This is a genomic window from Alphaproteobacteria bacterium HT1-32, from assembly GCA_009649675.1.
In the GTDB taxonomy this organism is placed as follows: domain Bacteria; phylum Pseudomonadota; class Alphaproteobacteria; order Rhodospirillales; family HT1-32; genus HT1-32.
Map to the genome: position 1 here is coordinate 106,811 of WJPL01000004.1, position 25,894 is coordinate 132,704.

25 protein-coding genes are annotated in these 25,894 nt (G+C 58.4%); 9 read left to right on the forward strand and 16 right to left on the reverse strand.

Going from position 1 to position 25,894, the window contains the following annotated elements; translation table 11 throughout:
* The first annotated feature begins 88 nt into the window (after window positions 1-88).
* Window positions 89-748 (forward strand): arylsulfatase, encoded by a 660-nt coding sequence (locus GH722_19730; GenBank protein MRG73995.1) that lies wholly within the window; start codon window positions 89-91, stop codon window positions 746-748.
* Window positions 749-776: 28 nt separating this feature from the next.
* Here the strand turns inward: GH722_19730 and GH722_19735 are convergent, their stop codons facing one another.
* Entirely contained in the window at window positions 777-1,703 is a 927-nt protein-coding gene (locus tag GH722_19735; protein ID MRG73996.1) for a LysR family transcriptional regulator, read from the reverse strand.
* Window positions 1,704-1,789: 86 nt separating this feature from the next.
* On the opposite strand from GH722_19735, the gene GH722_19740 reads away from it, so the two are divergent.
* From GH722_19740 to GH722_19775, 8 genes are read left to right on the forward strand one after another with little or no spacing between them, the layout of a single operon-like run.
* Complete coding sequence (locus tag GH722_19740) at window positions 1,790-2,113, forward strand: (2Fe-2S)-binding protein (GenBank protein MRG73997.1); 324 nt, start codon at window positions 1,790-1,792, stop codon at window positions 2,111-2,113.
* Window positions 2,110-3,558: an FAD-binding protein gene (locus tag GH722_19745; GenBank protein ID MRG73998.1), complete on the forward strand. Its 1,449-nt coding sequence runs from the start codon at window positions 2,110-2,112 to the stop codon at window positions 3,556-3,558. The genes GH722_19740 and GH722_19745 overlap by 4 nt, the downstream gene beginning before the upstream one ends.
* A gap of 8 nt (window positions 3,559-3,566) precedes the next feature.
* Entirely contained in the window at window positions 3,567-4,733 is a 1,167-nt protein-coding gene (locus GH722_19750) for an FAD-dependent oxidoreductase (protein MRG73999.1), read from the forward strand.
* Window positions 4,720-5,331, forward strand: a complete 612-nt coding sequence (locus GH722_19755) for a carboxymuconolactone decarboxylase family protein (protein MRG74000.1) — start codon at window positions 4,720-4,722, stop codon at window positions 5,329-5,331. Before GH722_19750 ends, GH722_19755 begins: the two co-directional genes overlap by 14 nt.
* Window positions 5,332-5,367: 36 nt before the next feature.
* Entirely contained in the window at window positions 5,368-6,447 is a 1,080-nt protein-coding gene (locus GH722_19760; GenBank protein MRG74001.1) for an extracellular solute-binding protein, read from the forward strand.
* 12 nt (window positions 6,448-6,459) lie between these two features.
* On the forward strand, window positions 6,460-7,548 hold the full coding sequence (locus GH722_19765) for an ATP-binding cassette domain-containing protein (protein ID MRG74002.1): 1,089 nt from the start codon (window positions 6,460-6,462) through the stop codon (window positions 7,546-7,548).
* Window positions 7,541-8,392 (forward strand): ABC transporter permease subunit, encoded by an 852-nt coding sequence (locus GH722_19770; protein MRG74003.1) that lies wholly within the window; start codon window positions 7,541-7,543, stop codon window positions 8,390-8,392. Before GH722_19765 ends, GH722_19770 begins: the two co-directional genes overlap by 8 nt.
* Window positions 8,389-9,201 (forward strand): ABC transporter permease subunit, encoded by an 813-nt coding sequence (locus GH722_19775; protein ID MRG74004.1) that lies wholly within the window; start codon window positions 8,389-8,391, stop codon window positions 9,199-9,201. The genes GH722_19770 and GH722_19775 overlap by 4 nt, the downstream gene beginning before the upstream one ends.
* Before the next feature lie 172 nt (window positions 9,202-9,373).
* Here the strand turns inward: GH722_19775 and GH722_19780 are convergent, their stop codons facing one another.
* The 15 genes from GH722_19780 to GH722_19850 form a co-directional block, all read right to left on the reverse strand.
* A complete protein-coding gene (locus tag GH722_19780; protein ID MRG74005.1) occupies window positions 9,374-10,282 on the reverse strand; it encodes an ABC transporter permease subunit in 909 nt (302 codons plus the stop codon).
* 3 nt (window positions 10,283-10,285) lie between these two features.
* Window positions 10,286-11,224, reverse strand: a complete 939-nt coding sequence (locus GH722_19785; GenBank protein MRG74006.1) for an ABC transporter permease subunit — start codon at window positions 11,222-11,224, stop codon at window positions 10,286-10,288.
* 5 nt (window positions 11,225-11,229) lie between these two features.
* The gene (locus GH722_19790) at window positions 11,230-12,687 is read right to left on the reverse strand and encodes a hypothetical protein (GenBank protein MRG74007.1); all 1,458 of its coding nucleotides are present in this window, start codon (window positions 12,685-12,687) and stop codon (window positions 11,230-11,232) included.
* Window positions 12,684-13,409, reverse strand: coding sequence for a hypothetical protein (locus GH722_19795; GenBank protein MRG74008.1), 726 nt, complete (start codon window positions 13,407-13,409; stop codon window positions 12,684-12,686). Before GH722_19795 ends, GH722_19790 begins: the two co-directional genes overlap by 4 nt.
* Complete coding sequence (locus GH722_19800; GenBank protein MRG74009.1) at window positions 13,406-14,401, reverse strand: ATP-binding cassette domain-containing protein; 996 nt, start codon at window positions 14,399-14,401, stop codon at window positions 13,406-13,408. Before GH722_19800 ends, GH722_19795 begins: the two co-directional genes overlap by 4 nt.
* A complete protein-coding gene (locus GH722_19805) occupies window positions 14,398-15,225 on the reverse strand; it encodes an ATP-binding cassette domain-containing protein (protein ID MRG74010.1) in 828 nt (275 codons plus the stop codon). Before GH722_19805 ends, GH722_19800 begins: the two co-directional genes overlap by 4 nt.
* A gap of 70 nt (window positions 15,226-15,295) precedes the next feature.
* On the reverse strand, window positions 15,296-16,906 hold the full coding sequence (locus tag GH722_19810; GenBank protein MRG74011.1) for an oligopeptide ABC transporter substrate-binding protein: 1,611 nt from the start codon (window positions 16,904-16,906) through the stop codon (window positions 15,296-15,298).
* A gap of 32 nt (window positions 16,907-16,938) precedes the next feature.
* A complete protein-coding gene (locus GH722_19815) occupies window positions 16,939-17,838 on the reverse strand; it encodes an SIS domain-containing protein (protein ID MRG74012.1) in 900 nt (299 codons plus the stop codon).
* A gap of 226 nt (window positions 17,839-18,064) precedes the next feature.
* Window positions 18,065-20,041, reverse strand: coding sequence for a TRAP transporter fused permease subunit (locus tag GH722_19820; GenBank protein MRG74013.1), 1,977 nt, complete (start codon window positions 20,039-20,041; stop codon window positions 18,065-18,067).
* A gap of 90 nt (window positions 20,042-20,131) precedes the next feature.
* Window positions 20,132-21,118 (reverse strand): TAXI family TRAP transporter solute-binding subunit, encoded by a 987-nt coding sequence (locus GH722_19825; GenBank protein MRG74014.1) that lies wholly within the window; start codon window positions 21,116-21,118, stop codon window positions 20,132-20,134.
* 260 nt (window positions 21,119-21,378) lie between these two features.
* The gene (locus tag GH722_19830) at window positions 21,379-22,161 is read right to left on the reverse strand and encodes an SDR family NAD(P)-dependent oxidoreductase (protein MRG74015.1); all 783 of its coding nucleotides are present in this window, start codon (window positions 22,159-22,161) and stop codon (window positions 21,379-21,381) included.
* Window positions 22,158-23,267, reverse strand: a complete 1,110-nt coding sequence (locus GH722_19835) for an FAD-dependent oxidoreductase (protein ID MRG74016.1) — start codon at window positions 23,265-23,267, stop codon at window positions 22,158-22,160. The genes GH722_19830 and GH722_19835 overlap by 4 nt, the downstream gene beginning before the upstream one ends.
* Complete coding sequence (locus GH722_19840; protein ID MRG74017.1) at window positions 23,264-24,703, reverse strand: FAD-dependent oxidoreductase; 1,440 nt, start codon at window positions 24,701-24,703, stop codon at window positions 23,264-23,266. Before GH722_19840 ends, GH722_19835 begins: the two co-directional genes overlap by 4 nt.
* Window positions 24,696-24,986, reverse strand: a complete 291-nt coding sequence (locus GH722_19845) for a (2Fe-2S)-binding protein (GenBank protein MRG74018.1) — start codon at window positions 24,984-24,986, stop codon at window positions 24,696-24,698. Before GH722_19845 ends, GH722_19840 begins: the two co-directional genes overlap by 8 nt.
* Window positions 24,983-25,885, reverse strand: a complete 903-nt coding sequence (locus GH722_19850; GenBank protein ID MRG74019.1) for a dihydrodipicolinate synthase family protein — start codon at window positions 25,883-25,885, stop codon at window positions 24,983-24,985. The genes GH722_19845 and GH722_19850 overlap by 4 nt, the downstream gene beginning before the upstream one ends.
* Between the last annotated feature and the right edge of the window lie 9 nt (window positions 25,886-25,894).

Consider the following 25,894-nt stretch of genomic DNA (forward strand, 5'->3'; position numbering starts at 1 on the left):
TGTGTGGTTTCTGAATAGAGGACCCTTCGTCAGGGTTCGACCTGAGGCATTGTGCCGTCTATTATTGGCACAATTCATCTGAGGGAGCATCGCCTTGCCGCGCATTTCACTGATCCATGCAACGCCGCTTGCCATTGACCCGGTGGTCGAGGCGTTTACCCGGGAATGGCCGGAGGCAGAGGTCTGCAACCTGCTTGAAGACTCACTTGCTTCCGATCTTGCGCGGGACGGTGAAATCACGCCGGCGATGACCGGTCGCTTTGTGCATCTGGCAAACTATGTCCGCGATAACGGGGCCGATGCGATTCTGTTCACCTGCTCGGCTTTCGGTGCGTCAATTGAAGCTGCTGCACAGGCACTGGCCCCTGTGCCGGTGCTGAAACCGAATCAGGCGATGTTTGAAGATGCCATCAGGCAATCGAAAAAGATCGGCATGGTTGCCACCTTCGCTCCCAGTATCCCCTCGATGGAGCGGGAGTTCACAGAGATGGCAGCGGGTACCGGCGCTGTCCTCCGTTCTGCCTGTGCTGACGGCGCCATGGCCGTGCTTGGTGCAGGCGACGGGCCTGGACATGACAGGATGGTTGGCGAAATGGCCCGTACTCTGGAGGATGTCGATATCATCCTGATGGCACAGTTCTCGACAGCGCGGGCCCGTAATCTGGTTGAGGACCTGACGGGTAAGCCAGTGCTGACCAGCCCCGACAGTGCCGTCCACAAAATGCGCCGCCTGCTGGAAGCGAAATAAGCGACAGGAATCTGTTTTTGTGCCGTCTCTATAGCTGGGCGCTTGCGAGGGGGTGATCTGTGGTCAGGTGATGTACTGCCGCGCGGATATCGTCGATCAGTTCCCGGGCAATGCGGCCCAGAGGGCGGGCGCTGGAATGTGCAAAGGCGATATCGTAGCGGATTGAAGGGGATAATTTCCGGATTGCGATGCGGGGATCTTTGACCTCATAGGCGGTAAAGGGGTCAATGATGCCCATGACGCCGCTTTGCGCGACCATGGCGCAGATACTTGCAGACAATGACGTTTCCATGACCATCACCGGGCGGGCATTGCATTTTGCCAGGGCATGATCGACCTGATGGCGCAACAACCCGTGCCGCCCGAGCTCGACAAATCGCTGCGAGGTCAGTTGTTCCAGCCGGACAGTTTCCTGTGCGGCCATTGGATGGTCTGCCGGAAGCGCCAGAACGGCCGCCAGATCGGGCAGTTCTTCGACGACAACACCGGGATAGCCAGACCTGAAAGCACCAAACCCGAATTCGTAATGTTGCAGTGAGACCTGTTCGAGTATGGTCCGCGAGTTTTCGGTATGCATCCAGACATTCGTGCTGGGATGCCGTTTCATGAAATCGGCGATCAGCCGGGGCAGGAATGCCATGGCCGGTGCATTCATCGCGGCAATCCGGATGGCACCACTTTGCATGGTGCGAATGTCTTCAAGGGTCCGCTCAATACGTTGCAGCCCGGAGAACTGCCGGTCTACCTCTCCGGACAGTTCCATGGCTTCCAGCGTCGCCTGAATGCGCGGGCCATTCCGTTCAAACAGGGTAAAGCCGGCGAGGGCTTCAAGGTCGCGGATCAGGCGGCTGACCGCTGGCTGGGTGATATGCATCATATCGGCAGCACCGGTCATGCTGCCTGTCAGCATGACGGCGCGGAAGGCTTCTATCTGGCGATGGTTAATCCGGCTCATGGCCTGCCCTCATTATAATATTTAGACATGCTAGCAGAACTAAATGCCATTTGCTTTATGAAACTGGCCTGTGCCACGATTTCAACATGACAAGAACCCACGAAAACACCCCTCTGACGTTTCAGCCTGCGAAGGGCGTAAACGCAGCATCACAGGTCAGCATCGAGATCGATGGCGAGGCCGTAGCCGTCGCATCTGACAGCAGCCTCGCATCGGCATTGCTGCTGGCGGGCAAGGCTCCCTGGCGGAGCAGCAATGTGTCGGATACACCGCGTGCGCCCTATTGCATGATGGGGGCCTGCTTTGAATGTGTGGTTGAGATTGACGGCGTACCGGGGCGGCAGAGCTGTCTGGTGGCGGTGCGCTCCGGCATGAAGGTGCGGACTTCCGGCACGAAGGCAGGCCAATGACCGAACGTCACTATGATCTTGTGGTTGTCGGGGCTGGTCCCGCCGGTATGGCTGCTGCCCTTCAGGGGCATAAGCTGGGTCTGAAAACCTGTGTGCTGGATGAACAGCCGGGCGTTGGCGGACAAATTCACCGGGGGATTGACCGGAATCTGACCAAGTCGCTGTGCAGTGATGACCCGGATGCCCGGCGTGGTGCCCGGCTGGTGGCCGAGTTTCAGGCCAGCGATATTGATTATTCCCCGGAAACGATTGTCTGGCATCTTGACCCGGATGGCCGGATGGCTGTCATGCGGGGCGATGAGACAGAGGTTATCAAATACAGGCATATTATTCTGGCAACCGGGTCGATAGAACGCCCGATGCCGGTGCCGGGATGGACATTGCCGGGAGTTATGACCGCCGGTGCCGCGCAGGCGACGCTGAAAAGCGCCGGTATTGTGCCTTCAGGGCGGATCGCGCTTTGCGGCACGGGCCCGCTTCTGTATCTCGCAGCAGCACAGCTTGTCGAGGCGGGTGCAGACGTTCGCATTCTTGTTGATACGCAACAATCGGGACGCCTCAGGGCGGCGCTGTCTGCGCTGCCCGCCGCGCTGACCGCACCGGATTACCTTTTGCGCGGAATCCCCCTGCTACGCGCCCCGGCGAATGCTGGTGTCGAGGTGGTCCGGTCGGTTAGCGGTCTGAAGATTAACGGTGATGACCGGGCGCAATCGGTGTCATGGGATGCCGGGGGCAAGACCCGTACGGAAGACGTCGACTGGGTGCTGCTGCATCAGGGAGTTGTGCCGAACATCAACCTTCAGCAGGCAGCCGGATGCGATATCTCCTGGAATGAACGACAGCATTGCTGGCAGCCGGTCCTGGATGACTGGGGCGTAACCAGCCAGCCGAAGATTTCCGTTGCCGGCGATTCCGGCGGTATTCTTGGCGGTGAGGCGGCCCAGCATCTGGGTAAGATCGCAGCCCTTGGCGCAGCGATGAAACTTGATTGTCTGAGCCCGGCTGCTGCGAAAGAACAGGCCGCGCCGGCCCATCGGTCCCTGCGACGCCTGAAGGCAATCCGTCCGTTTCTCGACATTCTGTATATGCCCGGACGTGAATACCGGATGGCAGGTCAGGACACGCTGGCCTGTCGCTGTGAAGAGGTCACAGGCGGCGAAGTACGGTCGGCCATCCAGTCCGGTTGTGCCGGTATCTATCAGATCAAGATGTATACCCGTTGCGGCATGGGCCCCTGTCAGGGGCGGATGTGCGGTCTGACCATCGCGGAGATGGTGGCCGATGAGACCGGCAAACCATTCAGTGAAGTCGGCGAGTTCCGCCAGCGCACCCCGGTCAAGCCGGTTCCCCTGACGGCGCTGGCGAAATTGCCGGATGCATTCTCGGATATGGAAATCGGCGATCAGGTCAGCGAGAAACCGGCAACAGCGGAGAAGGTGGCATGAGCCGGACAATGACCGCAGATGTCGTGATCATCGGTGGTGGTCTGCACGGTTGCTCGGCTGCCCTGAATCTGAGCCGGCGCAATCTCTCCTGTATCATTGTCGAGAAAGACCATGTCGGACGTCATGCCTCCAGCGCGAATGCGGGTGGCGTGCGGACCCTGATGCGTGATCCGCGGGAAATTCCGCTGGCGCTGGCCTCACTGGATCTGTGGCACGACATGCAGTCACTGGTCGATGATGATTGCGGCTTTGAAGAAACCGGACAGCTTCGGATTGCCGAAACGCCGGAAGACTTTGAAACTCTCAGGAAACGGGCAGAGCTGGTAAAAGGGCTGGGCCACAGCCATGAAGAGCTGATTGACGAGAAAGAGTTATACCGTCTGTTGCCCCATATGCGGCCGGGTTGTGTTGGTGGCCTGATTTGCCGCCGGGATGGATCAGGCAATCCGCTGATCGCCATGCGCGCCTTTCGGGCGGCTGTGCTGAAGGCTGGCGTTACGCTGCATGAGGGTGTGGCGGCGACGGGTGCCGAGCGGGCTGGTGAAGGCTGGCGGGTCAATACCACAGCGGGGCCGGTAGAGGCCGGTATGGTGGTCAATTGTGCGGGAGCCTGGGCAGACCGGGTTGCTGGCTGGTTTGGCGATCATATCACTGTGACACCGGCGGCTCCGATGGGGATGATTACAGCCCGTCTGCCGCATCTGGTCGGACCTGTTGTCAGCTCTGTCTCGCGATATCTGTCACTGAAGCAGTTCGAGAACGGCACGGTACTGATTTCCGGTCATCTGCGCGGTGATGCCGACCGGGACCGGAATATTGCGGCCCTGAAGATGGGGGACTTTGCAGAACGGGCACGGACGGTGCTCGACCTTTTCCCGCAGTTCAGTCAGGCGCAGGTTGTCCGGTTCTGGGCAGGTATCGAGGCGATCACCGATGACGGTTCTCCGATCATCGGACCGTCAGCGAATTCACCGAATGTCATTCATGCTTTCGGGTTCAACGGGCATGGCTTTGAACTGGGGCCGAAGGTTGGCGCGGTTGTCGCTGAAATCGCAGCAACCGGGGGCACCAACACGCCACTTGATGGCCTGACCATTCACCGGTTTCTGGACAACGCGAAAATGACTGCCACGCAGATGGCGAACAGCGAGGAGATAAAGATTGCCCAGGGTTAGTACAGTCGACCTGTCAAAACTGCCGGAAGATGTCCGTAACGTCGTCACCCGGCGGGGATACAGCAAGGTAGGAGAGCCAACCTGGGAAGCGGTTTCTGCACATTGCCCGCATCAGACCCGGCAGATGATGGAGCTGATGAGCAGCTTCTCCCGTCACGGCACCATGCCGAAGCGGTATATCGAAATCGCCATCGTCACGGTCTCACGGCTGAATGCCTGCCGGCATTGTGTCGGGCGTCACTCGGTCCGGCTGGGTGAACTTGGTCTGGCGCAAGTCACCGCCGAACGAATTCTGGAAGATGACTGTCCGGGACTGGATGAGACCGATTGTCTTGTCCGGGACTACGCGGTCGCCGTGTCGGAGAACTCAGCGCAGATGCGGGACAGTTTTGTCGAGCGGCTGAAACTTGTTTTCGACGAACCGCAGATTGTTGAACTGACCTGGCGCATATCGATCGCCGGGGCATTCAACCGGTTCAATAATGCACTGCAGATTGATCTCGATGAAGGTCATCTCGCGGTTCTGCTGTCGCAGGACGGTACGGCGGGCAATCTTCCGCCGTCTCCGGGCGATGACGAGGAGGAAGTGGCCATTTAGCTACTTGAGTGGGCGTCTGGCGGTCTGCCGGATGTCATGAATGACTTACATTCAACAACAGGGAGACATCGAATGACCTTACACAGATCTGTATTTGCTGTTGCCGCACTGGCAATGGGCCTCACGTCGCAGGCGGCTGTCGCCGAGACGATCATCTTCGCCGGTCCCGGCGGTAGCTGGCAGAAAGTCATGGAAGCCGAAGCCATCCGGCCTTTCGAAAAAATCTGTGGCTGTGATGTCCGGTATCAGGCAGGTACCTCGAATGAATCGCTGGCCCGCGTGGTCGCGACCAAGGGGAACCCTGAAATTGACGTCATGTATTCAGGTAACCTGCAGCAGGTTCAGGGCGCTAATCTGGGCCTGTTCCTGCCGCTGGATGAAACCAAGGTGCCGAACCTGAAGACGGTCTGGCCGAACCTGCGTACACCGGGCGACATCAACGCGAATCTCGGCGTAATCGGTGGCGGGCTGATCTACAATGCTGACATCTTCAAGGAAAAAGGGTTCGCGGCCCCGACGTCCTACAAGGATCTGGCCCGGCCGGAATTCAAGGGGCGCATTGCCCTGCAGCCGGCATCGAACAACTATGGTCTCGGACTGGTTCTGCTGATGGCCAAGGATGGCGGTGGCGGTGCCGACAATATTGATCCGGGCTTTGAGATGGCAAAGAAGCTGTCAGAAAGCGCCGCAGTTTACGCCCGTAATGCAGCCGACATGTCCCGTGGTTTCCAGCAGGGTACTGTCTGGATTGCCTGGTGGGGCGATGTTCGCGCCAATACGCTGGCGAAGACTTTCCCGGCTGCGAAGTGGGTAAAGGCGAAAGAGGGCATTCCGCCGATTTTCATGGGTGCATCTGTTGTAAAGGGCACGAAGGTCGAAGGAACCGCCTACAAGCTGATCGACTATCTTCTCAGCAAGGAAGTTCAGGAACGTCTGGCCGGCAAACTGTCGATTGGCCCGACGGTCACGACGGCAAAACTTGACCCGGCTGTCGCTGATAAGGTGATTGACGGCAAGGACGAAGTCGAAGCCCTGACGGACATCGACTGGAACATCGTGGCCGCCAAGAAGGCCGAATGGATCGAGCGGTGGAACCGCGAAGTCCAGCATCGCTGAGGAAAGAGTATCATGACCACGGTCCCGACAATTGCCCTTGAAGGGCTGACGAAGCGATTTGGCAATCTGACAGCCGTCGACAGTATCGATTTGCAGGTTTCGCAAGGCGAACTGGTAAGTCTGTTGGGGCCGTCCGGTTGTGGCAAGACAACGACACTCAGCATGGTTGCGGGTTTCCTCGATCCGGATGGCGGTGATATCCGGATCGAGGGCAACTCCGTCATCGGACAGCCTCCCAGCAAGCGTAATGCCGGGATGGTGTTTCAGTCCTACGCGCTGTTTCCTCATATGTCGGCTTTTGAGAATGTTGCGTTCGGACTGCGCGTCCGGAAGCTTCCCGGCGACGAGATTGATCGTCGGGTCAACGAAGCCCTCGGTCTGGTTCGTCTGGACGGACTTGGCGAGAGGATGCCGCGCCAGCTTTCCGGTGGTCAGCAGCAACGCGTCGCTATTGCGCGTGCGCTGGTTTACCGGCCCGGTGTTCTTCTGCTTGATGAACCGTTCAGTAATCTCGACGCCAAACTGCGTGTCGCGATGCGGACGGACCTTGTCGAGATTCAGAAAGAAACCGGCATTACCGCCCTGTTCGTGACCCATGACCAGGAGGAGGCGATGCATATCTCCGACCGGGTTGTGGTCATGCATGGCGGCCGTATTGAACAGGTCGATGCCCCCAGCAGAATTTACCGGCATCCGACCAACCGTTTTGTTGCTGATTTTCTCGGAGACGCCAATCTGGTTCAGGGCAGCTTTGTCGGTGCGGATGGCGACTTCGGTCGTATTGCGCTGAAAGGCAACGACATGATCGGGCGTCTGCCGAATGGCCGGAACAAGAAGGGTGATGATGTCTGGGCGATGATCCGTCCCGAACATATTACCATGACAGCAGCTGGTTCTGCGGGCGACCCGAAAGGTGAAAACCGGGTTGCGGGTATTGTCCGGCGACATGCACATCTCGGCGCATCGCATATCTTTGAAGTCGAGCAGGATGATGTCGTCTGGCGCGTCAAACGCCCGGACAGCCACGTTGCCCTGCCTGCGGTCGGTGATCCGGTGGACCTGACCTGGCGGGCTGAAGACGGAGTGGTTCTCTATGATTGATCGCCGGCTGCCTCCTGTCATCACCTGGCCGGCCATTGCCTTTCTGGCAGTGTTCCTGATCTATCCGATCGGCATCACGGTTGCGATCAGCTTCTGGGATTACCAGTCGATGCGCGGGATGGAACCGGCTTTTCTGAGCAAGAATTACCTGAAGCTTCTGGCTGACTCTTATTATCTCGGCATTCTTGCCAATACGGTCAGGATCAGTGTGACGGTGACGTTGCTCTGCCTGATTATCGCCTATCCGCTGGCCTTCTGGATCACCCGCCTGAGTGGCGTGATGCGGGCGCTGGCGACTTTTGCCGCTCTGGCACCGCTGATGATCTCGGTGGTGATCCGGACCCTCGGCTGGGTGACCATCCTGGCGGATGACGGGGCAATCAACGGTTTCCTGCTGTGGGCCGGAATCGTCGAACAGCCTTTGCGCCTGCTCTATAATGAATTTGCCGTCATCCTCGGGCTGACCGAGGCATTGCTGCCGTTCATGATCATCTCCCTGCTGACATCGCTGCAATCTATCCCGCGAGATCTGTTTCATGCCGCGTCCATTGCTGGCGGCGGAGCCTGGACGATCTTCCGGCGGGTGATGCTGCCCCTCAGCCTGCCGGGTATTGCAGCCGGAAGCCTTCTGGTTTTTGCAATTTCCGTCAGTTCCTTCGTTACGCCGCGCATCCTGTCCGGTGGTTCGATACCGATGATTGCCAATCTGGTGGTCGATAACTTCCTGGTGACACTGAACTGGCCGTTCGGTGCAGCTGTCGGGATTGTGCTTGTTGCAATTGTGCTGCTGGTCTTTGCGGTTCAGCACTGGATTACCGAACGCATTCTGGGAGCCTACCGATGAACAGACGATTCAGCCCCGGAAACATCGCGCTGGTGACTGCGGCGGTACTGGCGATGGCCTTTCTGATTGCGCCGCTGGTTGTGGTTGTCGCCATCAGTTTCACCGCAAATTCAATTCTGCGATTTCCACCGGAGGGTTTTTCGTTTCGCTGGTATGAGGCGATTCTGGACCATCCGGAGTTCATCGAGGCCCTGTTCAACAGTCTCGAAATTGCAGTGATTGTTGCTGTGGTGTCGACATTGCTGGGCACCACGACAGCAATTGGCATCTTCCGTTATCGCTTTCATGGACGGACGGTTCTTCTGAACCTGATCTTGTCGCCGCTGATGCTGCCGCAGCTTATTCTGGCCATCTCGCTGCTGATCTGGCTGTCGCAGCTTGGTCTGACAGGGTCAATTCTGGCCATGCTGATTGCCCATGTGATTGTCACCCTGCCGTTTGTCGTGCGGCTGGTGCTGGTCAGTCTGGAACGGGTTGATCCGAATATCGAGCGGGCTGCCCAGATATCCGGCGCCAATCCGCTGACGGTTTTCCTGAAAGTGACGATCCGCCTGATTTTCCCGGGTATGTTCGCCGGTGCCGCCTTTGCGTTCATCATGAGCTTCGACAATATCGTGGTATCGCTGTTTTTCACCACACCACGGCTGATGACATTGCCGGTGGAGATTTACGCCTATCTGGAGAATGCGGATGACCCGCTGATTACATCCGTCTCTGCGGTCGTGATCTTCATGATTGTTGCCATGCTGATCGTCATCGAGAAGACGGTCGGTTTCTCAAACTCCTTCGCTTCTGTAGAGAAGGGCTGAGGCTCTACGGTCCGGCACCCTGCCTGATACGGGCCGGGGCCGGATCTGTCTGATGTGTGGTGCGCGCGGCCAGTTGTGGCCGGGCCGCAGATATCACAGCCAGGTAACCTGAAACAGAAACGCCATCACCTCGGAAGCAGCCCGGCAGATCAGCTATCTGCCGGGTTTGTGCTTACCTGCCTGAAAGGGTCGGGTCGAGGCGATCGCGAAGCCAGTCACCGACGATACTGATCGACAGGGTGGTCAGGAAGATAATCATCCCCGGCAGGACGGCGATCCACCAGGCTGTCAGCAGATGGACGCGACCGGCACCCAGCATCTGTCCGAGGCTGGTCAGTGGTGGCCGGATGCCGAGGCCAAGGAATGACAATGAGGTTTCCAGCAGGATTGTCTGCGGGAAGTTCAGGGTGAACTGGACAATCAGCACGCTCAGGATATTCGGCAGGACATGGCGCATATAAATACGCGCCGGTGATGCGCCGAGTGACGAGAGAGCGACGGCATAGCCATGCGTGTTTGCCTGTATCACCATGCCGCGGGTCAGGCGGGCGAAGACTTCCCAGCCATAGACACCCATCAGCAGAATAAACAGGCCAAACCCGCCGCCAAAGAAGGCCACAACGGCCAGGGCGATAAGGATGAAGGGCAGGGATGCCTGAACATCCACCATCATCATGATGACTTCTTCGACATATCCCCGGAAATGCGCGGCAATGAAGCCCAGCAGGGTGCCGAGCATGGCACCGATTGCCGTACCCGCCAGCGCCACCATGATTGAAAAGCGAATGGCATAGATCAGGCGGCTCAGGATATCCCGACCGAGTTCATCCGTTCCCAGCAGGAACTGGCTGCTGCCACCCATGAAGACAGGTGGCTTCAGACGGTTGAGCAGCGACTGGGTACGATAATCGTAAGGGGCAATCAGGTCGGCGAAGATGAAGATGAAGGCGATGATTGCCAGAAAGCCCAGTGCAATGATGACAATCGGCGGCCATCGATCTTCGCGGGGCTGATGCGTGGCATCTGCTGCGGTATCAATTGCCGGTTTCGGCGACAGAATGCGTTTCAGAAAGCCCGCCATTTTCTATTCCTTGTCTGCGGTGCTGGAGGCGCGCACACGGGGGTCGATCAGGCCGTAAAGCAGGTCTACCGCCAGATTGACGAAGACCATTGATGTGGCAACCATGATCAGAATTGTCTGTACCAGTGCGAGGTCACGCGACGAGACGGCAGTCACCAGCAGTCTGCCGACACCGGGCCAGGCAAAGACGGTTTCGACAACAATCGAACCGGCAATCAGATCCCCCAGTTTCAGCCCGGCGATGGTCACCACCGGAATTGCCGCATTGGGCACGGCATGCCAGTTGATCCGGCGCGCATAGGGAACCCCCTTGGCACGGGCAGATGTCATGTACTGCTTGTTGAGAACTTCCAGCATGGCCGAGCGTGTGAAGCGGGCGAAGGTGCCGGCGAAATGCGTTCCCAGTGTGATTGCCGGCAGAATGACATGCATCAGTGTGCCACTGCCGGAACTGGGCAGCAGGCGCAGATACAGCGAAAACAGCAGGATCAGCAGGATTCCGAAGAAGAAATTCGGAACACTGAACCCGAAAACCGCGAATCCCATCACGAATCTGTCGATAGGCTTGTTGCGGTTCAGGGCCGAGACGACCCCCAGCGGAATGCCAAGAAACAGGCCGAGAGAGAACGAGACGCCAGCCAGCAGCAGTGTGTTGGGCAGGGCTGCGATAATCAGGGTTGTTGTCGGCGTCCGGTCAGACAATGAAATCCCGAAATCACCGGAAGCCAGCGCCCCGAAATAGGAGAGGTATTGCTCCCACAACGGCCGGTCGAAACCGTATTTCTTGGTATAGTAGTCGACGACTTCCTGAGATGCCTCGTCTCCGACCAGCGCCTCAATCGGGTCGCCGGAGAGATGCAGGACTACGAAGGCAAAACTGATCACCAGCCAGATCGTGAACAGCGCCCGGCCAAACTTGACGAGGAAAAGGTTCAGATTCATCGGATTTAACTGATTGCGCCGGAATGGATATAGCCGACACCGTTGGTGGTGCTGCGCCGGATCGTCATGACACCGGCCCGGCCCTCAACCGAGAACTGGTCGCTTTTATGAACCGGGTCTTCGGTATTGCCGTGCAGAGCCTCGGTCACGACACGTCCTTCCATTGCCGCAGGCGCTTTCAGGCCCAGCAGATGCAGGACGGTCGGTGCGACATCAATGATGCCGGTCGGAACCTCGCTGACATGGTTCTGCCGGAAGGCCGAGCCACCAAACGCCATGAGGTTATTCATTTCGCGGCGGTGCAGGCCGCTGTGAATTGATCCGCCATCCGGCATGTCGCCCTGAAAGAAACAGGTGCCATCGACACCGGCCGCATTCAGACGGTCATCAGATCGCATGATGTAATACAGATCAGCCGACCGCTGGTGGTCGTTGGACAGAAGCGCCCGTGACAGGGTGCCGGGGATAACGCCTTCGACGCCATTCCGGTCAGCACTGAACATCAGCCCGCACCACGGTTGTTCGGCAAGGCCGGCGGCCAGTCGTTCTAGATGCTTCTGGTCGTCGTTCATGGAACGGATGGCACCCATATAGCCAATTGCGCCGACCAGAGTGTCATCATTCTGGCCAATGCTGAAGCCGGCTGCTTTCAGGTCGGGGGCGACAGTGACCCGCTCGCGTGCGGTCAGATGGCCGTGGTCCGAGACCACCAGAATCTGAACATTTTCACCACCGGCACCAGAATCTCTCCAGTCCAGAAGACGGGCGAATTCACGGTCCAGTGCCTGCAAGGCAGAATTTGCTTCCGGTGAGCCAAGCCCCTTGTGGTGGAAGGTCAGGTCCGGATCATTGTACCAGAGGATCGTTACATCGGGCTGGTATTCAGGGAATACGCCTTCGATGAACATGGTGGTCTGCTGAACCATGCGTTCCGAATTCGGTTTGCCCTCGGCCGCAACCGGGCCGAAGCGGGTGAGCATGCGCTTTGCAAAATCATCCGGCTGGCTGGCATCCCAGTCCCGCAGGCAAATCGCAGGCTGGCCGTTTTTTGCCGCCCGGGGATTGACCAGATGGGTTGTACCGGCGCTGCCTGAACTGACGACAGCCATTCGCAATCCTGCTTCGGCGATGGCTTCGCCCAGTGTTGTTGTGGTGACGTAACCGCCATCATAGGCAGCTTCCGCCGCTTCGATATCCGGGAAAAGTCCGGTATGGATCATGCGTCCGCCAGCCACGCCCGGATCAAAATACTTGTTTGAGATGATGCCATTCCGGCCAGGTGTCGCCCCGGAGCCGAGCGCCGCCGAGTTAACCCGCGTGGCAGATGGGAAAACTGAAGAGCTTTCCGGGCAATCAACGCCCTGATTCATGAAACGGCGCAATACCGGCATGTTGGCATGATCGATCAGATCACGTCGCATACCATCAAGAACAACAACGAGAAGGACAGGTTTATCGGTCATGTGACGGGTTCCAGTGCGAGTTGATCAATCAGGGTGGGATTGTTGAGCAGGACGGCACTTACCTGCCGTGCCGCAAGTTTGCGCAGTCGTTCCAGCGGAATATCACCGGTTGGGTCTGGCGTGCCGCGACCGCCGACGGTGATCCATATCGGTACTTTCGGGGCAATCCTGTCTTCGAGTTCCGGGGTGAACTCACTTTCCCAGATGCGAACCACGCTGGCACCGGCGTCAATCCACCGGTCTGCCTCGGAATAATCTGACAGCATGGCGATGCAGTGAGCTGCGGGGGCCATCTTCCGGGTTGCGCATAACTGGTCGTAGGAACGGACACCGAACCAGGTATTTGCCATCTGCCCGGCGGCCATCACACAATCCAGCAGGGCGAAGGTCATGGCATCGTCCTGCAATTTGATGTCGAGCATGATGCCGCATTTCCCGTTCACCAGATTCAGCAGCTCTGGCAGGGTCGTCAGGCTTTGACCATCCCCGATCCGGATGTCACGAAGTTCACGGGTCGTGCAATCTGCAACCATACGGTCGTCGCCGGTCAGCCGCTTCAGGTCAGGATCGTGCAGGCAGAAGATATCTCCATCCTTGCTGAATCGTGTGTCGGCTTCGACCATATCGGTTCCGGCGCGCATGGCTTCAGCATGGGCGGTCAGTGTGTTTTCCGGGAATTTCGATGAGTAGCCGCGATGGGCAATACTGAGCGGCCGGTTCATATGGCATCCTTCAGGTCTTCGGCGTGGTGACAGGCGGCACGATGGCCAGTCGCCAGATCGCGCAATTCAGGTATTTCCCGGCTGCAGATGTCGGTCGCGAACGGACAACGTGTGTGGAAACTGCAACCGGAAGGCGGGTTCAGCGGGCTCGGGGGATCGCCTTTCAGAACCAGTCGTCGCGGTGTTGGCGGGACGGTGGTTTTGGGGACTGCCGAAATCAGCGCCTTGGTGTAGGGGTGAAAGGCCCGGTCATAGACATCGCCGGTCGCACCTTCCTCGACAATCCGGCCGAGATACATCACGGCAGTCCGATGGGCGAGTTGCTTCACAACCTTCAGATCGTGCGAGATGAACAGATAGGCGATGCCGGATTTTTGTTGCAGATCAGCCAGCAGTCGGGTGACGGTGGCCTGCACAGAAACATCCAGTGCGGATACCGGCTCGTCGCAGACCAGTAATTTCGACTTCAGGGTGAGTGCGCGGGCAATTACGATACGCTGTGCCTGACCGCCACTGATCTGATGCGGGTAGCGGGTGGCAATCTCGGCATCCAGCCCGACCGCGTCGAGCATGTCGATGACGAGGTCGTCGCGTTCCTGCGGCGCGGCGATATCGTGGATATCCATTGCCTCGCGGATTTGCGGGCCAACCCGTAACCGGGGGTCAAGAGCCGCCAGCGGGTTCTGAAAGATCATCTGAAGATCCCGGCGGAAGGGCTTCATGCCGCGTGCGTTGAGTGCAGAAATTTCGGTTCCGGCAAAATGGACGGCCCCGTATGTCGGCTGGTCAATCCCAACCACAATGCGCCCGAGTGTCGACTTCCCGCAGCCGCTTTCGCCGACAATGCCCAGGGTCTCGCCGGGGCGGATGTAAAGGTCAATACCGGCGACGGCCCGGACCGACTGCCGTGCGGCAAACGGATGGCGGCGGGGTTTGCGGTAATGCCGGTGCAGCCCGGTCACGCTCAGCAGTGGTTCAGTGGTGGCGTTCATGCGATGGCTGCCTGATGCTGGTAGACTGGCGACGGGGCTTCAAGGCGCGGGACGAGGTTCATCAGTTCCCCGGTATAGGGATGTTCCGGGTGATTGAAGATGGCGTCTGTGGTTCCGGATTCGACGACGACGCCATGCCGCATGACGACAACACTGTCAGCCGTTTCGGCGACAACACCGAGGTCATGTGTGATGAACAGCATCGACATGCCAAATTCACCTTTCAGACTGCGAAGCAGTTCGAGTATCTGTGCCTGAATCGTGACATCCAGTGCGGTTGTCGGTTCGTCGGCGATCAGCAGAGCCGGACGACAGGCAAGGGCGATGGCGATCATCACCCGCTGGTTCATGCCGCCGCTCAGCTGATGCGGATATTCACGCAGTCTCTGACGGGGTTCGGGAATGCCGACAGCGTCAAGCAGTTCGGTGGCGCGCTGTTGCGCGGCAGCGCCGGACAGGCCCTGATGCAGATGAAGACTTTCAATGATCTGGTTGCCGATACGATGAAGCGGGTTCAGCGAGGCGACGGGATCCTGAAAGATCATGCCGATATCGCGGCCCCGGATTTTCTCAAGATCATTTTCCGATTTTTGCAGCAGGTCATCACCCCGGAACAGGGCTGTTCCGCCGCTTACCCTGCCATTCTGTGGCAGCAGCCCGAGCAGTGCCTGACAGGTCACGCTTTTACCGCTGCCGCTTTCTCCGACAATGCAGAGTGTTTCACCTTTTGCGATGGAAAAGGCTGTGTCCCGGACGGCATGCACCGGCCCTTCGGTCGTGCCGAAAGTGACATTCAGGTTTTTGACTTCAAGAATATTGGTCATGAAATTGTCCCGGACGCCGAAACCATCTGGCTGCGGCGTCCGGGATGCTCCCTCGGAAATTTCGCCGGTCTTAGTTGATGGCGAAGTTGTCAGGACGGAAATCCATGTAGAACAACGTGTAGGGTGTCCACTCGATGTTCTTCTTCATGGCGTAGGTGGTCAGCGGATTGTAGAGCATGGTGATCGGCATCTCGTCTTCGAAGATGTCGAGCATCCGGGCAAACTTGGCCTGACGCTCTGTCATGTCGGCGGTCTGCAGCAACTCGTCCGCAAGCTTGTTGTATTCAGCCGGTGCCCCGAAGAACTTGTACTTCTTCTGGATCGCAGCATTGGGACCATAGAGCGGCAGCATGGCACCGGCCGGATCCGGAATACGATAGGTGTTGGACCAGGCATAGATCTGGGAACCCTCGGCCCGGACAGCCTTGAAGCTTTCAACGAAATCGAGTTCCACGTTAACGCCGACTGCCCGCCACATTTCCTGAATGATCTGTGCGGCCTCGACATTGTACGGATAGTAGTTCGGGATCAGGCGATAGCTGATCTTCTCACCCTTGTAGCCGCTTTCTGCGATCAGCTTTTTGGCTTTCTCGACGTCAGTGACATAACCGGGACGATCCTTCACATACATCGCACCGAACTTCTCAAGCTGGTGGCCTTTCGGTGTGTAGGTCTTGCCGCGCCACAGGGCATTAATCAGTGCGCTGCGATCAATTGCGAGGCTGAGGCCCTGCCGCAGTTTCTTGCTGCCCATCACCGGGTCAGAGGTGTTGAAGACAAGGACATGCGTATTGTCGAGAACAACAGATTCCTGCTTGATGTCGTCATAGCGGTCGATGACATCCCACTGGTCCGGCGTCAGGTCGACAACGATGTCGAATTCACCGGAAACCAGGCCGGAAATGCGTGCGGCAACTTCCGGAACAGCCTTGAAGTTGATGCTGGCAGCAGCAGGCTTGCCACCCCAGTAGGCATCGAACGCATCAAGTTTGATGTGGTCATTCTTCTGGTAGCTGGCGAATTTATACGGACCCGTGCCGACCGGATTCCAGTTCATCGCCTTCGAGGCTTTGTCCATCCAGACGGTGTAGTCGACGCCGGCTTCCTTATGCGCATTCCAGGCTTCATCGCAGACGATGAAGGAGGTGTAGCTGGACAGCAGAAGCTCAAGTGCGGCATCCGGTCCTTCGGTGGTGAAAGCGACCTTGTAATCACCCAGTTTCTCGACACTGGTCAGATGCGAGAAATATTCACGGCCTCTCGCATAGTAGGATTTTGGTCCCCAGAGGCGTTCAGGATCAAAGGTCGACAGAACGTCATCGGCATTGAACGGGTTGCCATCATGGCAGCTGACGCCCTGACGCAGTTCAAGTTCAAGCCGGTTCGGGGCTGTACGGGTCCAGGATGTTGCCAGACCGGGTATCAGCTTCGCGGCACCGCCTTTTGTCTCGCTGGCAAAGTCCCGGCGGATCAGGGTGTCATAGATCGAGTAATAAACACGGGTGTCCACGGTGCCGGTCTGTTCGACAGGGTCGAGGCCACGGGCAAGCTTGTTCACGGCAACAGTGATGGCAGGTCCGTCAGCAGCTTGTGCGGCTTGCTGGGCTGTCACTGTCACGGTCAGGGCTGCGGTCAATGCCGCGGCGCCCAGTCCGGCTTTCAGATAGTTACGAAACATCATTCTCTCCGTTTTGCTTTTGGCAGTGTGAGGCGTCAGTGTTCGTCGTCCGTTTCTCTTGTCGGATCGGCGGGTTTCGTCGCAGCAGGTTCCCCGGATACGGCGAAATGGCGGGCCAGTGTCGACAGTCGTTCCAGCGCTTCGATTGATCGACCGTCATCACAACGGGACAATTCGAGGATCAGCGCATTACAGATCGCCATCGGCACGGTAAGGGATTGTGAATCGAGATCTTCGCCGCGTGATGCGGCAAGCAGGATGTCTGGCTTTGGTCGAACGGCGAGGCCAGCCAGATCAGAGATCAGCAGACAACTGGCACCCACATCACGGGTATAGGCAAGCAGCCGGTCCAGCCGTTCCGCAGGACGCCGGAAGGCACAGACAACAACGACATCTTCGCGGCGCATCGACAGCAGAACGTCGGAGGCCTGCCAGTCGAGATGCTGGAGTTCAACCACATCATATCCGGACCGCGTCAGCCGGCGGGCAAACAGGTTGGTCAGGGATGAGGCATGACCCTGGCCGAACAGGAAAATTCGTCTGGCATCCCGCAGCATTTCAGCGGCAGAAGTCATGGTTGTGTGGTCGATCTGTTTTGGCAGAGACATCAGGGTACGTACCTCGCTCTCGACCAGTGCATCGAGAATCGAGCCTCTGGCCATACGGTCCAGTCGCCCCCGGATACGGCCTGCGGCGGAATCGACTTCAGAGATGACCTCGTTCCGCAGATGGGCTTTCATCGTGCGGTAGCTGTCAAAGCCGAGCTTTTGAGCAAGCCGGCCGGCAGTGCTTTCATGGACACCGGCGCGTTTCGCCACGGTCACTGCGGGCAGAAAGCTGCTTTCGACCGGATCGACAAAAAGGACAGCCAGCAACCGACGGTCTGCATCCGTCAGCTTGCCACCATACTCCTCGACGATCTCTCTAAGGCCCAAAGTGCATACCCCCTATGCTACCGGACAGGTTTGAACCTTACGCCCGATTTGGTTTTCGTGCAAGAAAACTTGCATGAATGGATTTTTACGCAATTTATGTTGCTGTTTTATGGCAGCGAAATGACGGGGGAATTACAAATGAAAATTTTCAGAGATATTTGTTCCGGCTGACCTATTGTCAGCCGGTCGCCCGTGATCAGAACGGGCGACCGGTCAGGGTCGGGCTTCAGGCTGCGACTTTCGGCCGTGCATTGAAGAAGACAAAGATAGTGGAACCGGCAACGGCGCCAGCAATCCAGTACAGCCCATCGATAGCCGGCCCAACCGTGGCTGTCAGGGCAATCAGGGAGGTGGCGCCGAGCAGGATACGTGTTGCCGCGTTGAGATCAGCCCGCCAGTAGCCGGTGATCGCCAGTTGCATGGCGGTGAAGCAGATAAACAGCGCGAAGACATCGAAGATAATCTCGGCGATGCTGTCATCCAGCAGACTGCCGAAGGCGAAGACGAAGGGGATGATGTAGAGGGCTTTTGCAAGTTTGACGCATTCCCAGCCGGTTCGCATCGGATTGGCATTGGCGATACGTGCGCCGACAAAGGCCGTCATGCAGATCGGTGGCGTGATGGTCGAGTCCTGGGCGAACCAGAAGATGATCAGATGGGCAGCCAGCGCCGACATGCCGAGATCCTGCAGGAAGGTCGCCCCCAGCGCCGCAATAATGACGTAAGAAGCGGTGACGGGCATACCCATGCCGACGACATAGCTGATCAGGCCGATCAGAACGATGGCGATGAACATGGAGCCACCGGAGAAGTCGAGCAGGATGGAGGTGATCTTGATCAGCAGTCCGGTCTGGACCGTTACCCCGTAAATAATTGCCGCACTGGCCAGCAGGGCAGAAATGCTCAGTGCAACGCGGGTGCCGGTCTCAAGGGTAACAATGATCTTCTCCGGGCTGATGCGGGTTGCCTTTCGCATCATGGCGACGGCGAAGGTCGCAACAACACAGGCACCGGCCGAAAAGAACGGTGTGAAGTCCATCAGCAGGAGAGTAATCAGCAGACCGACTGCAGCCAGAATATGCCAGCCCTGTGCCAGGGCATCACGAATACGCGGCAGTTCTGACCGGGGTAGGCCCTGCAGGTTGCGCTGGGCTGCCTTGACGTCGGTGAAGATATAAATGGCGACGTAGTACAGCAGTGCGGGTGCAATGGAATAGGCGAGAATTTTCCCCAGAGGTTCGCCGGTCAGGCTGGCCATGATGAAGGCGCCCGCACCCATCAGGGGCGGGGTCAGGCCACCACCGACAGAGGCGACAACTTCGATCGCCGCGGCTTCATGAGGTTTGTAGCCGGTTCGTTTCATCAGCGGGATGGTCATGGCACCGGTGGTGGCGACGTTGGAGATTGAGGATCCGGAAAGCATCCCCATCAGTGCAGAGGAAATGACTGCAACCTTGGCCGGGCCGCCGCGCCGGTGACCGGCAATGGCCATCGCCAGATTGGTGAATACGGCGTCTCCGCCGGTCGCACGCAGCAGTGAGCCGAACAGCAGGAAAGCGAACAGGAAGGTCGCCATGATGCCGGTGATGAAATTGAACAGGCCGCTGGTGTCCATATACAGCGTCTCGATCAGTTCGCTCAGCGGCACACCGCGATGCTGGAACAGACCGGGCCAGTAGGGGCCGGTGACCGCATAGGTGATGAAGAACAGATTGAGCCCGACAATGATGCTGCCGACGGTCCGGCGGGTGGCTTCGGCCACCACGATAAGCGCCAGAATACCGAGTATGATATCGCCGATTGCGACATCATCATAGCCGACATAACGATCGAGAAAACGATCCTGGGACCAGAATGACCAGGCAAAGCAGACGAGGGCTGTCACCGCGAGCAGGATGTCCAGCAGGGATGGCTTGTTGCGGCTGGCCGCCCGGTATGCGGGATAAAGCAACAGCGTCAGCGGCACCGTAAACATCAGATGCAGACTGCGTGTGGCGATTTCGCCAATGGTCGCCGTAAAAGCGAAGTAGAGCGTGATCAGCGTCAGGGCGACGCAGGAGATGCGGACAAGGTGCCGCAGCCAGCCCGTGAAAACACGTTGTTCAGACGGGAACAGCCGTTCTTCGAACTCGGTAACGGAAACCTCCGCGACATCAAGTTTTGCTGTGAGATTGAGATGGTCAGCAGATGGCTTGGTGGTCATGGCAGGCCCGATCCATTGAGCAGAAAAAGGAGTGGCAGCGGACGGTTCATCCGCACGCTGCCACTATAGACAAGTCAGGAAGCTGAATGCTTATTTCATCCAGCCGCGTTCTTTGTAGTATTTTACGGCACCCGGATGTGTCGGGATCGGATGGCTGTCCGGCATATCTTCCGGCTTCCAGGTTTTGAAACCGCTATAGGCGGAGATCAGGCGGTCCTGATTTTCGGCCATGTCCTTGACCATCAGATAGACGATTTCGTCATCCATATCGGCGGAGGTGAAAATCGTTGTCGGCAGGTTCAGGGCGCGAACCGGCTTGTCCTGACCGGTATAGGTGCCGGCAGGAATGTCGAACTTGGTGTAACCCCAGTCCTTGACCATGCGGTCACGGATCTCGTCCGGCATATCAAACAGGTAGGAATCCCGTGCAGCGGTAGCCTGCTGCAGGTCACTGGCCAGCAGACCAACCGTGTTGGTGTAAATATCGATCTGGCGGTTCATGTAGGCGTCAAGCAGGCCTTCCTGTGCACCTTCCATCACGGTGCCGCCGGCCGCTTCGATACCCTTGAAGTCCGTGCCGTGCATTTCCATGATGCGTTCAATACCGAAAAGGTTCGATGAACCCTTGGCGCCGACGCCGATGCGAACTTTTGCGCCATTCTTGACCTGGGAAAAGATGTCTTTCGGCACGTCACCGGCCATTGAAATCTGCACGGTATTTGCCACGACGTTGGCGATGGTGCGCAGGTTTTTCATGCCTTCCTTCGGCATAACCGGATTGTTGCCGTCATAGATGGCGCGCAGGAACGGGCCGTATGACAGACCGAAGTCAGCCTTGCCGCTACCCACTGCGAGCGGATTGCCGATGGCTCCCTTGCCGGGGATGGTGCTGACAGGCTGGCCGTCATAATGCTTGTTGACGAGTTCCGAAATTGCCGTGGCGGTCGGGAACCATGTGCCGGTCGGGCCACCCGAAATAAAGGTGGCAATGGCGTGCTTCTTTTCCTGTGCAGCAGCTGGCGCAACGGTAAGTGCAATTACGCTGGCTGACGCAAGAATAAGATGTGTAAGTTTCATGCTTGATCTCCCTCATTGAGACTGTCCGACCAGAAGCAACACTGGCGCACAGATCGATTTACCTTGGGATCCCCGTTTCCGGGTCTGATCCCCGTTTCCGTCTGCTCATCTCTGACAGCGCCGCTGCAATTACCGGAAAGCTGTTCCGCCCGGTAATTCTGCACGCGCTCCCCTCCACTCCACGAGAGCCGGTCCCATTGTTTTAAACACGAACGAATGTTTTGTATACAAAAATATGTATCTGCAGTCCCGTCGTTGATTCAGAACCGTCCGCAATCGACTTTCATCTTCTCGCCGGTCGTCGCCCCTGATGCGGCTGAGGCGAAGTATAGCGCGGCATAGCCAACCTCATGCGGGTCGACCCAGCGTTTCAGGGCTGCCGGATCGGTGTAATTTTCACGAATGATCTCGGCGACATCGCGTCCTTCGCGTTTTGCCCGCTGTTCAAGAATGCGATCCATATTGCCGCCGGAGACGGCGCCCGGCAGCAGGGCATTGACCCGGACGCCATGTGGGCCGACTTCGCGGGCAACGGCTTCCGTCATGCCAACAAGGGCAAATTTCGAGGCACTGTAGGCTGTCCGCATGGGATAGCCCTGAATGCCCATCAGTGACGACATGTTGACGATGCTGCCGCTGCCCTGTGCGGTCATGATTTTCGCAGCAGCTTTCATACAGTGGAAGGCGCCGAACAGGTTCACTTCCATACAGGCGCGCCAGGCGTCGATATCCACATCTGCGACCGGTGCAATGGGACCGGGACCGCCAGCATTATTGATCAGGATGTCGACCTTGCCGGTAATCTTTGCGGCTGTTTCAAACAGGGCTTCAACCTGTGCGAAGTCTGAAACATCACAGTTGACGGCTGTGCCCTTCACCCGTTTGGCAACTTCGGTGATGGTTGCGTCGGTTCGTCCGGCAACAACGACATGGGCACCGGCGGCTGCCAGAACTTCGCAACAGGCTTCGCCGATCCCCGTTCCGCCACCGGTAACAATGGCGACCTGTCCGTCAACGCGGGTCTGGCTGGCGATGTCGATCATAACTGTATTTCCTTTGTAAAGTCGCGGGCAGGGTCGAACAGGGGAAGTTCGGTCTCCCGTCCCAGAATGAAGTCACCCATCAGCTTGCTGATAAAGGGACCGATGGTGTAGCCGCCGCGCACGCATCCCAGCAGGAAGGCGCCCTCAACACCAGGTGCCGCACCGGCAAGTGGATAGAAATCGGGTACATTGGCTTCGAACCCGGTCCATGAGCGGACGATACGGAGCTCTTTCAGGCCGGGAACGGCATAGCGTGCCAGCCGCAGGTTTGGCAGAACGCTTTCGGCATCAACCCGGCCCCGGTTACCACCCTCTCCGGGTTGACCAAGACCTTGCCAGCCGCCGCCGATCAATACCGTGCCATTGCCTTTCTGTTTCAGGGTCAGCAGGCCGGTTGCATGACCGATCACACTGCTGACAAGACGTGGTCCCCGCTCGGTGACGGAGACGGTATTCACCCGTGCGCGAACCGGCAGGTCCAGACCAATCATGCCAGCCGCCTGTTTCAGCCAGCCACCGCAGGCCAGCAGCAACCGTCTGGCATGAACGGGGCCGGTTGATGTCTGTAAGGTGAAGCCCGGTTCGTCCCGGTGAATTTCTGCAACAGAACAGTGTTCCCTGACATCAATATTGGCCGCTTTGAGACGGTGGCGGTAATAGCGCCCGGTCAGGGATGAATTGGCAAAACCGTCAGACGGACACCGGGACGCGGCGACAACTTTCCGGCAGAGGCCGGGTTCACGAACCGCAACCTCATTTGGTGAGATGAAGCTGATGGGAGCACCTGCTTCCTGCTTCATGGTCATGCGTTCATGGAGCAGGTCCGCTTCCCGGTCAGTAAAGGCCAGGGTGTAGCCCCCGGTCTCCCGGTAATCGACCTCGGCGCCCATGCGTTTCCATTCCTGATGGCCGCGCAGGGCATAGGGCATCAGTTTGACACGCTTGATTTGCAGGCTGAGTGTCCCGGCATTCACGCCGGACGCTCCCTGTCCGATATCTCCCTGTTCCAGCAGGACCACCCGCATGCCACCTTCGGCCAGTCGCAGGGCAGCGCCACTTCCCATGATGCCGCCACCGACAACGGCAATATCGTAAATATCACTCATAGCGGGGCCGGTGCCGGAATTGGCAGTTCGTCATAATCAAAATCTGACGCCACCACCTCAATCGCCAGTGGGCGCAGGGGAGGACGCCCGGTGGGTAATCCGATGTCCTCAACCCTGCGACCGGTCAGCCGGGCCGTCAGCATGGCGGCGGTCTCCTGACAGAAGCGGCCGCCACAAGGGCCCATACCGCAGCGGGTGTCGGACTTCAGGGCATTGGGGCTGATACCACCTGATGTGATGCCGGCTTCGACATCAGCGCGGGTCAGTCCCTCACAGCGGCAGACAATTGTCTCCGGCGTGATCTGGTCGAGAATGCCGTCCCGGGGGATGGCGAGTGATGTCATCGCCCGACCGAAAGCACTGACTGAGCGGAGATTACCTGTTGCTGATGAATGTGGGGGCCGGGCTTTGTCTGTGAGATCAGCCAGCACCGCCAGCGCCGTATTCCGCCCCCGTACAGGAGCCGCCGCGGCACCCAGAATACCCGCACCGTCGCCACAGGCGTAAATACCGGCAATGCTGGTCCGGCCCAGATCATCAGTTGTCACATGCCAGCCGCCCAGCGCCGGGTCATGGTGATGCCGGCAGTTCAGCATGCGGGTTGCTTCGGTCGCGGGAGCCAGGCCATGCCCAAGACAGACCGCATCGACATCAAATGAACGGGTGGCTTTGGTATCTGCTGGCTTCCACTGGTCATCGACGGGTCCAACCTCGACCCGTTCCACCTTGCCATCACCTGTGATGTTCCGGATGCCATGGCGGTAGAGCAGGGGGATTCCGGCCGCCCGGAGTCTGGCAAGCCATCCGGCGCCACGCAGGGCAAGGTCTGGGCGTCGCAGCATCTGTGGTATGCGTTTTGACCAGTCGGCAAAGCCATTGAGGTCAGCAACAAAAGCAACCTCACCACCCTGACGGTGGATTTCATGGGCAACAAAAGGAAGCAGCGGGCCGACACCGGCAACCGCCACCCGTTGTCCGGGCAGGATCATCTGGCCCTTCATCAGCGCCGTTGCCGCAGCCAGCCCGATCACCCCGGGCAGGGTCCAGCCGGGGACAGGGAATATCCGCTCCTGTGCGCCGGTGGCCAGAACAACGGTTTGTGCCGTTATTGTCTTCGGGCCTTTGCTGCCGGTCAGGGCAACCATCCAGCCATCATCGACAGGCTGAATCTGCCATACCCGGTGATCGAACAGGCAAACCGCTTCGGAGGTGGAAAGCCTTTGCCGCAGGTCGTCTCCGGCGCGGGATTCCGGTGTCGGCGGTGCTGACAGAATGGCCGGGCTTTTTGCCCGCCAGACCTGCCCGCCTGCTGCTTTCTGCTCATCAATGATGATGACGGAGCGTCCGGCCGATGCGGCTTCGATAGCGACCGTCGCACCGGCGGGTCCGGCACCGACGACAAGAACATCAATGATGGCCGTCTGTTGTTCAGCCATAGATCACCCGACCAAGGACAAGACCTTCGCGGACTTCAAGACGACAGGATTCAACCCGCTGACCATCTGCGTTGACGATGCATTCCTGACAGACGCCCATGGCACAGAAGACCCCGCGGTCACCACCGTCAACCGGTGCGGTGCGGAGCGAAAGTTCACCAGCCGCCATCAGGGCAGCGGCGACACTTTCGCCCGCATGAGCTTCTATCCTGTTACCGTCAAAGGTGAAGCTGACCAGTTCTGACCGGCGGACGCCCCTGACAATGCGTGGTCCCCTGTTCATGCAACCCTGGCGATACCAAGGTCGTCGAAGCAGGCACGGATGCGATCAAGATCGGCCTCGCTGGCGGGAAGCACGGGGTCGCGGGGAATGCCGGCTGGCCAGCCGATGAGGTTGAGAGCTGCCTTGAAGGCGGCAGGCCAGGTGCCGATACCCATCAGCAACTCATAAAGTACCGTAAGTTTGTAATGCATTTCCCGCGCTTCGGCGCTGGCTCCGGCCTGCCCGATCTCGCCCAACCGGGCGGCATCCTTGCCGAGAAATTCAGGGCCGGTCGCGATGAAGCCCCGTGCCCCCAGCATGTAGGATGGCAGGATGTAATGGCAGGGGCCGGTCATCACACTCATCTTGTCGGCAAAGCGGTCGAGCAGATGGGTGTGATGGAAGAAGTCACGGTTTGATTCCTTGATGCCGATAACAGGTGCCGCATCACAGATCGCAGCGATATCGTCCATCGACAGGGAATAGCCATGTCGCCGGGGCGAGTTATAGGCGACCATCGGCAGGTCAACGGCGGCGGCAATCTTGGCATAACGTCCGACGATTTCTGCGCGGCTGCCTTTCAGGACATAGGTTGGCGGCATGGAGAGCAGGCCAACGGCACCATTTTCCTGTGCGGCGCGGGCATACCCCAGTGCGGCATCAATGGTCGGTGCGGAACAGCCACAGATTACCGGCACGCGCCCGGCAGATTTATCCACCGCAAGACGGACCAGACGACCACGTTCCGATGCCGAGACAGCCCAGCTCTCGCCGTTGTCCCCGGCGACGCAGATGCCGGTGGAACCGATATCGATCAGGTTCTCGACAATCTGGCAGAAGGCATCTTCCATAATTTCACCATTCTCGGCGAAAGGGGTCACAATCGCCGGCAACATGCCGTGCAGGTCCTGCTTGTTCATTGAGCGTTC

Bases quoted from the DNA above. Each gene is read 5' to 3' on its own strand.
- GH722_19810 (MRG74011.1), bottom strand. From the start codon at position 16,906: ATGATGTTTCGTAACTATCTGAAAGCCGGACTGGGCGCCGCGGCATTG.
- GH722_19735 (MRG73996.1), bottom strand. From the start codon at position 1,703: ATGAGCCGGATTAACCATCGCCAGATAGAAGCCTTCCGCGCCGTCATG.
- GH722_19760 (MRG74001.1), top strand. From the start codon at position 5,368: ATGAATGACTTACATTCAACAACAGGGAGACATCGAATGACCTTACAC.
- GH722_19825 (MRG74014.1), bottom strand. From the start codon at position 21,118: ATGAAACTTACACATCTTATTCTTGCGTCAGCCAGCGTAATTGCACTT.
- GH722_19770 (MRG74003.1), top strand. From the start codon at position 7,541: ATGATTGATCGCCGGCTGCCTCCTGTCATCACCTGGCCGGCCATTGCC.
- GH722_19790 (MRG74007.1), bottom strand. From the start codon at position 12,687: ATGACCGATAAACCTGTCCTTCTCGTTGTTGTTCTTGATGGTATGCGA.
- GH722_19775 (MRG74004.1), top strand. From the start codon at position 8,389: ATGAACAGACGATTCAGCCCCGGAAACATCGCGCTGGTGACTGCGGCG.
- GH722_19805 (MRG74010.1), bottom strand. From the start codon at position 15,225: ATGACCAATATTCTTGAAGTCAAAAACCTGAATGTCACTTTCGGCACG.
- GH722_19835 (MRG74016.1), bottom strand. From the start codon at position 23,267: ATGAGTGATATTTACGATATTGCCGTTGTCGGTGGCGGCATCATGGGA.
- GH722_19745 (MRG73998.1), top strand. From the start codon at position 2,110: ATGACCGAACGTCACTATGATCTTGTGGTTGTCGGGGCTGGTCCCGCC.
- GH722_19800 (MRG74009.1), bottom strand. From the start codon at position 14,401: ATGAACGCCACCACTGAACCACTGCTGAGCGTGACCGGGCTGCACCGG.
- GH722_19845 (MRG74018.1), bottom strand. From the start codon at position 24,986: ATGAACAGGGGACCACGCATTGTCAGGGGCGTCCGCCGGTCAGAACTG.
- GH722_19780 (MRG74005.1), bottom strand. From the start codon at position 10,282: ATGGCGGGCTTTCTGAAACGCATTCTGTCGCCGAAACCGGCAATTGAT.
- GH722_19850 (MRG74019.1), bottom strand. From the start codon at position 25,885: ATGAACAAGCAGGACCTGCACGGCATGTTGCCGGCGATTGTGACCCCT.
- GH722_19820 (MRG74013.1), bottom strand. From the start codon at position 20,041: ATGACCACCAAGCCATCTGCTGACCATCTCAATCTCACAGCAAAACTT.
- GH722_19795 (MRG74008.1), bottom strand. From the start codon at position 13,409: ATGAACCGGCCGCTCAGTATTGCCCATCGCGGCTACTCATCGAAATTC.
- GH722_19740 (MRG73997.1), top strand. From the start codon at position 1,790: ATGACAAGAACCCACGAAAACACCCCTCTGACGTTTCAGCCTGCGAAG.
- GH722_19830 (MRG74015.1), bottom strand. From the start codon at position 22,161: ATGATCGACATCGCCAGCCAGACCCGCGTTGACGGACAGGTCGCCATT.
- GH722_19750 (MRG73999.1), top strand. From the start codon at position 3,567: ATGACCGCAGATGTCGTGATCATCGGTGGTGGTCTGCACGGTTGCTCG.
- GH722_19785 (MRG74006.1), bottom strand. From the start codon at position 11,224: ATGAATCTGAACCTTTTCCTCGTCAAGTTTGGCCGGGCGCTGTTCACG.
- GH722_19840 (MRG74017.1), bottom strand. From the start codon at position 24,703: ATGGCTGAACAACAGACGGCCATCATTGATGTTCTTGTCGTCGGTGCC.
- GH722_19765 (MRG74002.1), top strand. From the start codon at position 6,460: ATGACCACGGTCCCGACAATTGCCCTTGAAGGGCTGACGAAGCGATTT.